The organism is Gramella sp. MT6 (assembly GCF_019357415.1).
Taxonomy (GTDB): Bacteria; Bacteroidota; Bacteroidia; order Flavobacteriales; family Flavobacteriaceae; genus Christiangramia.
The window spans coordinates 3325287-3339070 of record NZ_CP048410.1; the positions used below are offsets into that span (position 1 = coordinate 3325287).

Annotated in this window: 13 protein-coding genes; 10 read left to right on the forward strand and 3 right to left on the reverse strand. The window is 36.4% G+C overall.

All coding sequences use genetic code 11. The annotated features are described in order from the left end of the window. Window position 1 precedes the first annotated feature (1 nt). The 5 genes from G3I01_RS15015 to G3I01_RS17175 all read left to right on the forward strand — a co-directional run bounded on the left by G3I01_RS15015 (window position 2) and on the right by G3I01_RS17175 (window position 3415). Window positions 2–1249: a nitrous oxide reductase family maturation protein NosD gene (locus G3I01_RS15015; protein WP_219549159.1), complete on the forward strand. Its 1248-nt coding sequence runs from the start codon at window positions 2–4 to the stop codon at window positions 1247–1249. Next, window positions 1236–1946: an ABC transporter ATP-binding protein gene (locus G3I01_RS15020; RefSeq protein ID WP_219549161.1), complete on the forward strand. Its 711-nt coding sequence runs from the start codon at window positions 1236–1238 to the stop codon at window positions 1944–1946. The genes G3I01_RS15015 and G3I01_RS15020 overlap by 14 nt, the downstream gene beginning before the upstream one ends. Beyond that, window positions 1939–2721 carry an ABC transporter permease gene (locus G3I01_RS15025; RefSeq protein ID WP_219549163.1) on the forward strand — a complete coding sequence of 261 codons (783 nt, stop codon included), beginning with the start codon at window positions 1939–1941 and terminating at the stop codon, window positions 2719–2721. The genes G3I01_RS15020 and G3I01_RS15025 overlap by 8 nt, the downstream gene beginning before the upstream one ends. Window positions 2722–2802: 81 nt before the next feature. Beyond that, window positions 2803–3282 carry a thioredoxin family protein gene (locus tag G3I01_RS15030; RefSeq protein WP_257710646.1) on the forward strand — a complete coding sequence of 160 codons (480 nt, stop codon included), beginning with the start codon at window positions 2803–2805 and terminating at the stop codon, window positions 3280–3282. Then, window positions 3266–3415 (forward strand): hypothetical protein, encoded by a 150-nt coding sequence (locus G3I01_RS17175; RefSeq protein ID WP_257710647.1) that lies wholly within the window; start codon window positions 3266–3268, stop codon window positions 3413–3415. The genes G3I01_RS15030 and G3I01_RS17175 overlap by 17 nt, the downstream gene beginning before the upstream one ends. On the opposite strand, the gene G3I01_RS15035 is transcribed toward G3I01_RS17175, so the two are convergent. Further along, window positions 3412–4620 carry a hypothetical protein gene (locus tag G3I01_RS15035; protein ID WP_219549165.1) on the reverse strand — a complete coding sequence of 403 codons (1209 nt, stop codon included), beginning with the start codon at window positions 4618–4620 and terminating at the stop codon, window positions 3412–3414. The two genes, G3I01_RS17175 and G3I01_RS15035, sit on opposite strands and share 4 nt — an antisense overlap. Window positions 4621–4738: 118 nt before the next feature. On the opposite strand from G3I01_RS15035, the gene G3I01_RS15040 reads away from it, so the two are divergent. Then, window positions 4739–5170 (forward strand): Rrf2 family transcriptional regulator, encoded by a 432-nt coding sequence (locus tag G3I01_RS15040; protein WP_219549167.1) that lies wholly within the window; start codon window positions 4739–4741, stop codon window positions 5168–5170. Between the two features lie 67 nt (window positions 5171–5237). Here the strand turns inward: G3I01_RS15040 and ric are convergent, their stop codons facing one another. Next, window positions 5238–5960: an iron-sulfur cluster repair di-iron protein gene (ric, locus tag G3I01_RS15045; protein ID WP_219549169.1), complete on the reverse strand. Its 723-nt coding sequence runs from the start codon at window positions 5958–5960 to the stop codon at window positions 5238–5240. Between the two features lie 1403 nt (window positions 5961–7363). Between ric and G3I01_RS15050 the strand changes: the two genes are divergently transcribed. Both G3I01_RS15050 and G3I01_RS15055 read left to right on the forward strand, forming a co-directional pair. Beyond that, the gene (locus G3I01_RS15050) at window positions 7364–7780 is read left to right on the forward strand and encodes a LexA family transcriptional regulator (protein ID WP_219549171.1); all 417 of its coding nucleotides are present in this window, start codon (window positions 7364–7366) and stop codon (window positions 7778–7780) included. Then, a complete protein-coding gene (locus G3I01_RS15055) occupies window positions 7780–9048 on the forward strand; it encodes a Y-family DNA polymerase (protein ID WP_219549173.1) in 1269 nt (422 codons plus the stop codon). The genes G3I01_RS15050 and G3I01_RS15055 overlap by 1 nt, the downstream gene beginning before the upstream one ends. A 51-nt stretch (window positions 9049–9099) precedes the next feature. Here G3I01_RS15055 and G3I01_RS15060 read toward each other — a convergent pair whose 3' ends face one another. After that, window positions 9100–10305, reverse strand: coding sequence for a site-specific integrase (locus G3I01_RS15060; protein ID WP_219549175.1), 1206 nt, complete (start codon window positions 10303–10305; stop codon window positions 9100–9102). Window positions 10306–10850: 545 nt separating this feature from the next. Here G3I01_RS15060 and G3I01_RS15065 point away from each other — a divergent pair. Beyond that, window positions 10851–12563, forward strand: coding sequence for a hypothetical protein (locus G3I01_RS15065; RefSeq protein WP_219549177.1), 1713 nt, complete (start codon window positions 10851–10853; stop codon window positions 12561–12563). Next, a complete protein-coding gene (locus G3I01_RS15070) occupies window positions 12553–13776 on the forward strand; it encodes a radical SAM protein (protein WP_219549179.1) in 1224 nt (407 codons plus the stop codon). The genes G3I01_RS15065 and G3I01_RS15070 overlap by 11 nt, the downstream gene beginning before the upstream one ends. The last annotated feature ends 8 nt before the right edge of the window (window positions 13777–13784 follow it).

The window sequence follows — 13784 nt, forward strand, 5'->3', positions numbered from 1 at the left end:
TTTGAGACTCCCTGTTTTCATATTGATCCTTTTGGCACTTTCCTTCAGTAATGCAAAGGCAGAACAGCTTGAAGTATGCAATAGCTGTGAGTATAAAAATATTAAGACTGCTATTAAAAGTGCTGCGGCCGGTGATACCGTCGTGATAAAAAAGGGTACCTACCGGGAATTCAATTTACAGATCACCAAACCGCTCACTATTATCGGGGAGGATCATCCCGTTATAGACGGTGAGGACCGAGGCGAGATCATTACTATAGAATCCGATAATGTGACCATCGACGGACTTAAGATCATCAATGTAGGTACCAGCTATACAACCGATTATGCTGCTGTGCGGGTGGTGAAAAGCGAAAACTTTCTTATTCAAAACCTCCAGCTGGAAAAGCTGTTTTTCGGAATATATCTTGAAAAAGCCAAAAAGGGCAAGGTGATAAACAATACAATTCTGGGTGACGCGGTTGAGGAGTACAGTTCCGGTAATGGCATACAGCTCTGGTACTGCGAAGATATAGAAGTGACCGGCAATAAGATCCAAAAAGTACGTGATGGGATTTACCTGGAGTTTTCAGATGACATCCTCATAGAGGATAATCTTAGCAAGGACAACCTTCGTTACGGACTTCATTTTATGTTTTCTAATAATGATTCCTATGAAAACAACATTTTTGAAAATAATGGTGCAGGCGTAGCTGTGATGTTCTCCAAGTTCATTACGATGAAGGGAAATATCTTCCGCAAGAATTGGGGACCGGCTTCCTTCGGATTGCTGCTCAAAGAGATCAATGATTCAGAAATAAGCAATAATAATTTTGAAGAAAATACAGTAGGTATCAATATCGAAGGCTCGAACCGCATCAACTATAACAATAATGATTTCAGAAATAACGGCTGGGCTGTAAAAGTGCGCGGCGCCTGCTATTCGAACATTTTCACAAAGAATAACTTCTTCAACAATTCATTCGACATTTCCTATAACAGCAAGCTAAATGATAACAGTTTTGACAGAAATTACTGGAGCAGCTATACGGGTTATGACCTCAACAAGGACGGCCTGGGCGATGTCCCGTACCGACCAGTAAAGCTGTTTTCCTACATCGTAAACCGAACCCCGGAAACCATCATCCTTTTAAGAAGTCTGTTCATCGACATTATCGATTTTTCGGAAAAGGTTTCCCCGGTATTTACACCAGATAACCTGATGGATCAAAATCCATTATTAAAACCCGTCTCTCATGATATCAATTGAAAACCTTCACAAAAAATTCGGCAAGAACGAAGTCCTGAAAGGCATTGATCTTAACATCGAACAGGGAGGCATATTTGCCGTGCTTGGGCCTAATGGCTCCGGAAAGACCACCCTGATAAAAAGTATTTTAGGGATGGTAGTTCCAAATTCGGGAAGTATCAAAATCAATGGAAAATCAGTAAAAAACGACTGGAAATACCGAAATAATATTGATTATCTGCCCCAGATCGCGAATTTTCCAGGAAACCTTACAGTTCGGGAATTAATTCGCATGATCAAAGACCTTAGATCCTATAAAAAAGCTGATGACCTGAGGCTTATCGAGCTATTCAAACTTGAGCCTTTCCTGGATAAAAAACTGAGTAACCTTTCCGGGGGAACCAAACAAAAGGTGAACCTGGTTCTTACCTTCATGTTCGATAGTTCGCTTATCATCCTCGACGAACCCACCACTGGTCTGGATCCCATTTCACATATAAGGCTTAAAGAGCTTATCACTTCTGAAAAGCAAAAAGGAAAGACCATTCTTATCACTTCTCATATCATGAGTTTCGTGGAAGAAATTGCAGACGAGATCGTCTTCCTGCTTGAGGGCAAGATCTATTTTAAAGGAGGTATCCCGGCATTGAAGACCAAGACCGAACAGCCCGACTTCGAACACGCGATCGCATCAATTTTAACTACCAGTTATGTTTAAGATATTAAAATACAGTTTCTACGACCTAATGCGAAGCCGCTGGAGCTACGTGTATTTTCTATTTTACCTGTTGCTAGGGCTCGTTTTATTGTTCCTGAACAATGACCTGTCCAAGGCGGTAATAACTCTAATGAATGTGATCATCATCCTGGTACCCCTAATCGGGACCATTTTCGGGGTCATGTATTATTACAATTCCAAGGAATTTACGGAACTGCTGCTGGCGCAACCAGTAAAACGGAGTTCCATCTTTCTAGGTCAGTATTTCGGTGTATCATTATCACTGGCAATGAGCCTGGTGATTGGCCTTGGCATGCCTTTTATCTTCTACGGAATATTCAACAGTGATGCTATTGGCAATTTCGCCTTGCTGTTGATAACCGGGGCCTTCCTAACCATGATCTTTACCGCGCTGGCTTTTGTGATCGCACTGGTAAATGATAACAAGATAAAAGGCTTTGGTTATGCCATCCTGCTCTGGCTTTTCCTGGCGGTGATCTATGACGGAATATTTTTGATGTCGCTGGTCTTCTTTGAGGATTATCCACTGGACAGATTTTCGCTGGCAGCCACCATGCTGAATCCTATAGATCTTTCGAGGGTTTTGATCCTTTTGAAAATGGACATTTCTGCCCTATTGGGTTATACGGGAGCTGTTTTTCAGAAGTTCTTCGGGACAAACCAGGGGATCATTTTGTCTTCTTTGATGCTCATATTATGGGTGAGTATTCCGCTGTATCATATCAGAAGGATCTCAACAAGAAAAGACTTCTAGATAAAGTGGAGAATGATGAGAATGCTCATATAATTTGGGCTGAATACTATATAAATTAGTGACTATCTAAAAAATTTTGTCATGCGTGAACTACTATTACACAGCCTGAAAAACTCCTTAAGCTACCCTGAATATATGGAGCTTCTGGAAGAACTTGTAGAAAATAAAAGCACTACAGGAAATCTTACTAAAGACAGGGTGAATTTTACAGCACTCAACTTCAAGCGCGTTCAAAGGCTTAACAAGACGATAAGTTTAAACCCGAAGCAGGAAGAACAATTCAAGTATATCGAAAACAGGCAAACCTGGCTCGTACTTCTTGAGCCCTGGTGCGCCGACGGTGCTCAAAGCATTCCTGTACTGAATCAAATAGCTGAGGCTTCAGAAAATATCAATCTTAGGATAGTTCTAAGGGATGAAAATCCTGAACTGATGGATCATTTTCTTACTGAAGGCACCCGTTCCATCCCCAAACTGATCATCCTAGATGAAGAGCTTGATGTCATGACCACCTGGGGGGCCAAGGTCGTCAACCGCTACTCAAATGGTCATAGACCATAAAAAAGAATTCGGAAGAATAGACACTAATTTCAAGGCCAAACTTCAGGTCTGGTACAATAAGGATCGTGGGATGAGCATTATCAACGAACTGGCAGATATTGTTCAGAATCTTGAAAAAGGCTCCCTGGTTTAATCTTTTGCTAAGAACTGGCCGGCCAGGATCGTAGCGATCCCCACGCAAAGAACCAGGCTGGCCAGGCTTATTAGCCAGTGCACGGCGGCTATGGCTGGCACTACCTCTAAATTTACCAGTCCACGAGCGAAAATGAACAATTCGGTTAGAAAAAATCCCACCAGGTAGAAATTCAGCTGAAATCTGGATAATTTCAGCATCTCAAAGTAATTAAGAAATATCAGCAAGAGAGTGCTTACTACTCCTAGGAAAACCCAGTGGATATAACTGATGATCATATCCATATTGGTGAAGATGACTTCAGAGATCACAGGGAATGCACCCAGGATCTGCGCGATAAGTTTTACCGAAAACAGGAATACCACCATCCTTATCGAAAACCTGAATAAATCGGACAGGCTTCGGAAAATCTCAAGAGCTTTTGAGTATATCGCCCTAAAGAAAATTCCGAAAGCGATAAATTGTAATACACCTCCTATCAGGGCTAAAAGGTAAAAAGGCCAATCTGGCTTCATCCATAAAACAGAGAGAAAGAAAGTAAGAATGACTCCTGCATTCAGCAGAGAATAAAACTTCTTAAAAGTATGTTCAGGAAGAGAAAAGCCAATCTTTTCGAGTATGTAAATAAAAATGCCAAAAAGAGCGACTATAAACCAACCATTATACTGGAAATGAAGGTAAAAATAGATCGCATTCCTGTACCAGGCAGAGCCGCTTCCCGCATTACTCATGATAATACCCAGGGCCCAGGGACCAATACTGGAAATCACCATATACCAGAGCGAAATCCTCACCAGTTTATACGAAGCTTTCTTCTTAAGATCTTCAGGACAGTGTTTAAAGAAGAAATAGACAAACCAGTAAGAAGCTATCAGGAAAAGAGTGGAAAAAATAATCGAAAATAAGGTATAGCCGGTAAAAGGAAAAGTGAACAGCATGCCTACTATGGTCGCCTGGGTAAACCAAAAAAGGATGCGGTATTTTTTATCGATAGCCTGAGAACTCAGATAGGTAAAATAGAGCAAAGTGGTCAATGCCGTATAAACCCAGCCAAGCAGGGCGATATGTGAATGAGTATGAACAATGTACTTATAGGTTCCCGGAATATCCATCACCGCAAAAAGTCTAAGCCCAAGTCCTAACAAGGCTATAAGGCAAAAGTAAACCACCGCTATAAAGCTATGTTTTTTAAGCATTCTAATCATCCAAATCTCATTTTAAGAATCCTTGAAGGATAAATAATTTAGATATTAATAATAAAAAAGGACATTTTTATCTTATTTATTATCTTATATCATTTAATTTTATGCAAACTGAATTTATATGTTTTCTAAAGCTTGTGAATACGCAATAAGATCGACTTTGTACATAGCAGGTGAATCGCAAAAAGAAAGGCGCACCAGTCTTAAAGAAATTGCCAGAGCGATCAATTCACCGGAAGCTTTTACCGCTAAAATTCTTCAAAAATTAGTTCAGCAGAATATAGTCAATTCGATTAAAGGGCCACGCGGTGGATTTTTTATAGATAAAGAAAAAAACACCACCAAACTCGCTGAGATAGTTCGGGCTATAGATGGTGATTCGATCATGAATGGTTGTGCTCTTGGTCTGGAAAAATGTTCTGAAGATCATCCATGTCCATTACATTTTGATTTTGTCAATATTCGCAGCGGCTTGAAGCATATGCTTGAAACTACCAGCATATTTGAGCTATCCTCAAAACTTGTTTCAGGTACGAGTTTCCTAAAATTATAAGGATGAGAAGGAACTAGAGATCTAAAAGAATCTCTAAGGCACCTTCTCATTCCTGACAAACAGTTTTTTATAATCTCAATTCCCTCTCAAGTTTTAATGCTTTCGGGTGAAGTATATTATTCTCAAGATGTATATGTTCATGAAGATCTTGTTCGAATTCATCGAGCTTATCGAAAAGCGCTTTATAAGTATTACAGGCATGTGCAGGAGGTGTATAATTATTCGTTAAGTGTGCAATTTCCTTAAAGATATTACCGGCAAATTCGTGCTCTTCTTCCATCATTTTGATTGGGTTCTCCACCGTGCTGAAATTTGGAACATTTAACGGGATTCCCTCTTTTTCAGCTTTTAGCATCTTCTTGATGAAAGGAAAAAGGATCAACTCTTCTTTCTTAAGATGTGCAGCCAGCTCACCCGCTACTTTATCGAACAATTCATATACTCTTACCAGTTCAGGATTATTACCTCCATGTACTTTGGCCACTTTTGCAGAATACTGGATCAATAACCCAATATTTGCCTCAATATAAGTATGATGTTTCTCAATTATATGATCTATCAGTTCATCAAGAGGTATCTTATTGAAATCAGTTTCATTTTCTTCTACAGCACCTATCAGTTCAAGATCCTTTACAAGCGCAAAATAGTCCACTCCCCTTTCCTGGCAAGCCTTTTCCACACTGATTCCACCTCCACAGCAAAAATCAATTCCATAATTTTTGAAAACATGGGAGGCTTTTATATTCTGCGTAACATAATCTGCTACTGTTTTTTCAGGTTTTATAATCATAATTAAAAATTTAATATTAGACTTCAATATTTTCAAAACTACTCGAATCTGACAGGATTAAATATGATGAAGATCATCAATTATCCCAATTCTTATCTAGTTTATTATACCGTCAGATAACTATCTTTTTATTCGTTCAGGAACGTGAAATAAAAGCTATCAAAAAATTAAAAATTTTATCTGGAGCGTTTTCCTTTTTTGTTGTTTTTGAGGCGGCTTCCATTGATATGTTATTGTATGATTTCATGATGTTCATTTTAGATTTACTTCCCGTAGCGCCTTCGCTGTTACCTTTTTTTGTTGCTTATACAGTTTTCAATATTTGGAATTGAAAAGGACTTATAAAAAGGAGCTTGCGACTGGCTTATGCAATCCGGTCAATTTCCAAATGTTGGTATTTTGCTGTCAAAAAAAGAGTGAAACAGTGAAGGCGTGGAAGTTTTTCTAAAGGACGATGTGAAATATGATAATATGGGGAGCCACCTCAAATAATAAATGGAATTCCGCTTAAGCGGACTCCATTCTCAATCGTGGTTGGAATGGAGTAATCCTATCCTTTAATGGAATTGGATTTACGGAATGTAAGCCTAAGATCGGGGATGGTGTCCAAGACTTTTAAAGCGAAGCTCTTTGCCCGGAATGCAGCTCTTTAGCGGTATAAAGCGGGAATGTGCTGAGCGCAAAAGTTTTTTGGAATCTGAATAGTAATTTAATCAAATAGGTTTAAATCTTATGAAGACTTTTTTGGTAGTATAATAAGATTGGAGATCACAACAATTTTACAGAACCTTTTTAAGATTTTACCTAATTACAAAAGGATTAACTTTTTATTGGTAATTTGATTGGATATTTTCAATTAGATTCGAAGAAATGTAGAGATCAAAAGAAGGGTTAATTCTGTTAAGACAGTCATGGCCCTTTTTTTATGATCTAATTTAAACGATTACTAAAATCCTTGAATTTAATTTTTTTCCTAACCTCTTCTGGAATTTCTAACCCAAAATCATAGGAATCCTTGTTTAAGGAAATTACACTATTACAATTTGAACAATTAAATTTTGCCTTTTTTAATAACATGGATAAAGTAAAATTAATACTTGCTCCACAATTTCTGCATTCTCTTTCGATTACACTGGAACCTACATTAATCATTATTTAGAATTTAAAGGATTACACTAAAATGTTGGGAATGATTTATTTATATCTTCAATATGATGATTTAAATTTTCAATATGTGTTTAGAATTTCATAAAGTTTTAATTTTTAAAATTTTAATTTCAACTAGATTTCCTATTACGATGATTCTAGATCCAATTTAGCACTGATTGATAATTATTCAAATTGGTTAATAAAAAGGATTATTTCCTATTTAATGGAATATTTCCATTTATTAACTTTGAAGCATGAAAGTATTGCTTCATTTAGCCATTCATGGTATTTATAATTTTCCGTTCGTGGGACATATTACCGCGGGATTCCCCTCCCCGGCCGATGATCACCTGGATAAATCTATTGACCTAAATTCTGAAATAATTAAAGACCGGGATGCCACCTTTTTCGGCAGAGTTGAAGGTGATTCCATGACCGGAGCAGGGATAGAACATGGAGATCTTTTAGTGATCAATAAAGGATTGGAACCTTGTAATGGAAAAATTGCCGTTTGTTTTATTGATGGGGAGTTTACGGTAAAGAGGATTAAAATCGAAAAGGATGTCATCTGGTTGGTTGCAGAAAATCAGAAATATAAACCTATAAAGGTTACAGCAGAAAATGATTTCCTTATCTGGGGAATAGTGACCAACGTAATCAAGTATGTATAATGTACGCCCTGGTAGACTGTAATAACTTCTATGCTTCCTGTGAACGAGTTTTCAATCCATCCCTGGAAAATAAACCAGTTGTAGTTCTTTCTAATAATGATGGTTGCGTTATTGCACGAAGTAACGAAGCAAAGGCATTAAATATCCCAATGGGGGCTCCCGCATTTCAATATGAGGCAGTATTTAAAAGGAATGGTGTTTTTGTATTCAGTTCTAATTACGCTTTATATGGAGATATGAGCAGAAGAGTAATGAATATACTTTCCACGTTCACCCCGGATATTGAGATCTATTCTATAGACGAGGCATTTTTGCTGCTAGCAGGCTTTAAAGAACATTTTGATTTAACGACCTATGGTCAGGATATGATTAAAGCTGTTCGAAGCAGAACAGGTATCCCAATTAGTATTGGAATTGCCCCCACCAAGGCCTTGGCAAAAGTTGCAAATAAGATCGCCAAGAAATTTGCAAATCACACAGGAGGCGTTCATATCATAGATGATCCCGAGAAAATCAGGAAAGCTCTTTTATGGACTAAGATTGGAGATGTTTGGGGTATCGGCCGACAATACGAAAAGAGACTACTTGCAATGAATATTAAAAATGCACAACAGTTCGTAGAATTACATGATGAGTATGTACGTAAAGAATTTTCTGTAGTCGGCCTGCGACTGAAAAGAGATCTATCTGGACTAACCACTTTGTCGTTAGAAGTTACTCCGCTAAAAAAGAATATTTCAGTAACTAGGGCGTTCGAAAATATGTACAGTGATTATGCCGAATTGAAAGAAAGCGTATCTACCTATGCCGTAAAGATTGGTGAAAAACTCAGAAGACAGGATAGTAACTGTTCTTTGCTCCAAGTTTTCTTACTTACTAATCCATTTAGAAATGATCTTAAGCAGTATCGGGCAAGTATATCAGTATATACTCCCCATCCAACTAATTCCAGCATTACGTTAGTCAAAATAGCTTTAACTGGCCTAGAGTTGATCTATAAGGAAGGTTTTCAATATAAGAAGGCTGGAATCATCGCCATGAAACTTACGCCTGCTAAGCAAAAGCAGTTTAAACTTTTCACAGAAGAAAATCCTAAGCACGAACAATTGATGAAGGTAGTAGACCAATTAAACTTCCGGGAAAACGGCAAGGTGAAATTCGGAGGTCAGGATCTAGGACGTACCTGGAAAATAAGACAAGAAAGGTTATCAAATAGATATAGTACTAGATTGGACGAATTAATCACGGTTAAAGTTAACCAGGCATAGAGCCAAATAATTATTAAATAAAAAAGCTTCAATTATTAAGAGTACACTTATTTAAAAATCTAAAACTGTATTCAATGCTTTATCCGTTTGATTAGTCATAAAATTAGACTGATACATCATTGTAGTGGTTACCGAAGAGTGTCGATACAATTTTTGTAAAAGCTGAATAGGAATTCTATCTCCAGATATATTACCGAAACTATGCCGTGCGATATGCATAGTAAGTTTTTTTTCTATTTCCAGTTTCCTAGCAATTCTTCCTAATTGTCGGTTAAAATTTCGGGTAACAGTCTTAATTCTTGTTCTCACCATAATTTCGTCTGACAAATCAATACCTCGAAGTTCTGGAAAAACTAAATCACAGGCTTCATTTCTGACCTTTCGATATTTACTCAATATATCCTGAGCTTTAACAGGGATTTTTAAGGATACTAACTTATAATTTTTGTTCATGCGATAGTATAACCTATCATCTTTTAGATCACTCCATTTTAATTGAATAATATCGGTAATGCGTACACCTGCAAAGTAGAAACTAAGCAACCATACATTAAGGGTATGTTGATTAGCTGGATTTAGATCCTTGGCATTTTCCAGCTTTTTCAATTCACCTATTGTTAAACCTATTTTCTTTGCTTCCGGAATTTTGATTTGGTATCTACCCTTTCCGAAAGGATAATCATTTTTATCTGCCCGGTTTGCGGCTAAAGCCAAATTGTAAATAGCCCTAATGCATATCATGAAATTTACGACTGTACGTTTAGCTCTATTTTTTTTAAACTGAAGAAAAGTGGAAAAATTATTTAAAAGGGTTACATCAATTTCATGAAACTTGATATCATTACCGGCAAAATTTAAGAATTGCTCTACCCTATTTTTTTCAGTTTTATATTGATTCGTTTTTTTTCTTTCCCAAATATTATTCAAATATATTTCCGCCACACTTTTAAAGTCATTATTGGAATCTCTTTTAATTGATTCCTTTAACTTACCTATAGATAAACTTCTTCCCTTGGCTTCGCTTTCAAGGAGTTTCTCATTAGCTTCGACCAATTTAGCCAGAATTAGGTGGTTTAATCGAGAGGCATTAGGATGATTTTTTTTTACCCTTCCCTTCTGATCATCCCAAAATTTATCTTCAATGTATTGGCCTGTGTATAGGTAAGTAGTTCGTCGATCTATAGTGATACGAATAGCTATTGGAAATTGACCAATTTTGTTCGCTTTTTTTCTTAGTACAGGATAAATAGAAGCCATAATTTTAACTTATTTGTCTTCTATAAATTTAATCAAATTCAGGTACAACATAGGTACAACTTTTATCCATATCAAATGATTCTTTTTGAATGTAAGCAAAATGAAAACCTATGCTTTTAATTGATTTTGAGCGGAATAACATCCATTTAATTGAAATAGATGATTTTTCATAACCCGGAGGTCCCGAGTTCAAATCTCGGTCTCGCTACTAGAAAAAATCCCTTCAAAATAGAAGGGATTTTTTTATGGATATATCTCAACGGATAGTGATCTTTATAATTGAAGAATTTTGAATTAGCATTCCTTAATTTCAATGGCATTAATTTTTCATATTCACATTCGTAGTTTTTCATTATCTTTAAATAACTTTTTTGAAAAAAGTTGAATTGAGTTCATTTTTCAGCTACAAATAGAATCTATTCCCCTTCCTCTCCATAAACCAAACTTCTTATTATTTATGCTGCCTTTAATTTTAAAGGCTAAATTTTTTTAATACCTCTCCCTAAACCTGCCTTTAAATTCTGTTCAATTTAAAATCAGGCAGTATGAAAAATTCAGAAAATTCAGAAAATTCAGAAAATATAATCAGCCTCATAAAGCAAAAAAGAACAATCACTAGATTCATAAGTTGGTTTTTCTCTGTTGTGCTCTTACATATGTTATTTGCCTGTTCATACTTCAAGGTTCAGCAGATTGAAGCCGCTACTGAAGCTGAAAAGCAGGCGCAAATAAATAATTTTGAACAGGAGCAGAAGTATATAGTTATCCACTCCCAAGAAGTCAAGTACCACCTTGAAAAGATAGATGTAAATCAGGACGACCAATTATTATCTGGGACCCTGGTTCCCTTAAACGCTAATCACATGCATCCCAAGGATCCCAATATAAAGATCGGGAAAACCTATCGATATAATAAAAACAAAACTGAACCACTTAACGAAGTCCATATCTATCTAAATGGTAATTATGACCTGGAACAGGGAAAAGAAATCTCTATTCCTATTTCTGAGGTAGAAAGGATCGCTGTAATAGATAAAAATGTAGGTAGAACAATCATAAATATAGTAGGAAGTACCCTGGGAGTCCTGGCACTTGCCACTATTATTGTTGCTCTTACTAAAAGTTCCTGTCCATTTATTTATTCTTATGATGGTGAAAATTATGTTTTTAACGGCGAGTTATATCCCGGGAATATAATTAGAGATGCTCAAATAAATGACTACCTAAAATTAAATGATCTATGCGAAAATGATGGATTCTATAAAATAAGGATCAGCAATGAACTCCTTGAGGTTCAGCATACAGATCTTGTAGAATTGATTTTGATCGATCTTCCTCAGGGTAGTGAAGTTTTAGTTGATCCTGCTGGCAATCCATTAGTGATCCAACACCCAAAATCGCCAATCAAAGCTATTAGTAATGGTCGTTCTGTATTGCAACAAATAAAATTATATGATGATGAGAGTGAATTTACTTTCAACTCTGTTTCAGGTAAAGAGAATGATTTAAGTAGCATGAAATTAATATTTCAAAAACCAGATCAGACTGAAAGCATCAACCTAAAACTGACTGTTAAGAATTCTATGTGGTTAGATTACATCTTTGGTAAATTCAATGAAAAATTTGGCAGCTACTACCCTACTTTTCAAAAACAACAACAGAATTTCACAGTAGAAAAGTCAATCTCCTGGCAAGATTCCCAACACATCCCCTTATTTATTTATGTAAAGAGAAACGGCAATTGGATCCTGGAAGAAAAGATCTATTCAACCGGACCACTAGCCTTTCGTGACATCGGTTTGAAAATACATATTTCTGATATAAAAACAGATCATATTGAAATAAAACTGGAAACGGGATTTATGTTTTGGGAGATCGACTATGCTTCAATAAGTGAAGGTATTAATTCCGAAATAAAATCACGATCCATTTCAGCATATAGAGCCATAACAGAAAAAGGTTCCGAGGTTTCGCGATTATTACAGAAAAGTGATGACCAATATCTTACCCAGGAAGAACCCGGTGAGTTTGTTGATGTTTTCTACGAAGCTCCTGAAATTTCAAAAGGAAATGAGAGAAGTATATTCATTAAAAGCAAAGGCTATTATAACTATACTCGTAATTACGATGGGACTCCAGACCTTCGAGAATTGGTGAAGTTTAAGCAAGAAGGGTATTTCACGAAATTCTCAAAAACTTCATATGACCAGATCTTAAAGACCTGGGAATTGGAGAAAACAAGTGATTATGCGCTCTAATGCTCCAAATTGTACCAGTTATATTCCAGAAGTCAACAATCTAGACGTTTTAGAATTGGAGGAATTCGTCCTGCCTGAATCTGTAAACGTTACAGGCTGGAAAAAAAGCCTAGTCCTCTTGTATTCAAAATTTCTTGTATTACAAGCCTTGATCGAGTCTTACCGAAATCCTGTAATGTGGTTCAAAGGTTTTCGCTACCTATATAGCTTAAGGGAAAAGTTTTTTGGTAATTCTGAGGTAAAGAAAATATGCAAAGTTAGAGACAAATATTATTCGAGCCTTTATGCTCCGGCGATTAATGATCTCAAATTTAAAACCTTCATAAAGTCTGAGCTGAACCGGTATAAAGAATTAAAAGCTAGTTCCAATCGATTTAATCACGTATTTCTTGCCATTACCAAAAAATGTCCATTGCAATGCGAACATTGCTACGAATGGGATCGTTTAAATAAAAATGAAAAATTTAATGAAGATAAATTAAATTTCACTCTTAAAAAGTTGGAGAAAGAAGGTGTTTCACAAATATATCTTACAGGTGGTGAACCACTCATAAAATTTAATACAATCCTCAACCTTTTAAAAAATGCCGATCCTAAAACGGAACTCTGGATAAATACTTCAGGATACCAGCTAACCAATGAAAGAGCCCGAAAATTAAAAAGTTCGGGATTAACGGGTGTATTCATAAGCCTTGATCATTACCTTGAGGAAGAACACAATAACTTCAGAAAAAACAGCAGATCCTTCTACTGGGTGATGCAGGGAACCCAAAATTCCCTTAGGAATGGATTAGTAGTAACACTCTCCTTATGCGTTAGAAAAGAATTTTTAAAGGATAAGAACCTTGCAAATTATATGGATCTTGCCAGAAAACTTGGTGTATCCTTTGTTCAGTTTATAGAACCTAAAGCCGTGGGCCATTATAAAAACACAGATATTTCTTTAAAAAAAGAGCAAGTTGAAAAATTGGAATCATTTTTTGAAACCTACAACTTTGATGAAGCATATACTACTTTTCCACTAATTTGCTATCATGAATATTATCAACGGAGATCTGGCTGCCTGAATACGAATAATCGTGGGCTTTATATAGATCCTGATGGTGGAATAAACCCCTGCCCTTTTTGTCATAAAGTTTCAGGAAATATCTTGAATGATGATTTTGAAGAATCATTAAAAACCCTCAGACAGAATGGGTGTCAGCAATTCTGATTAACTGA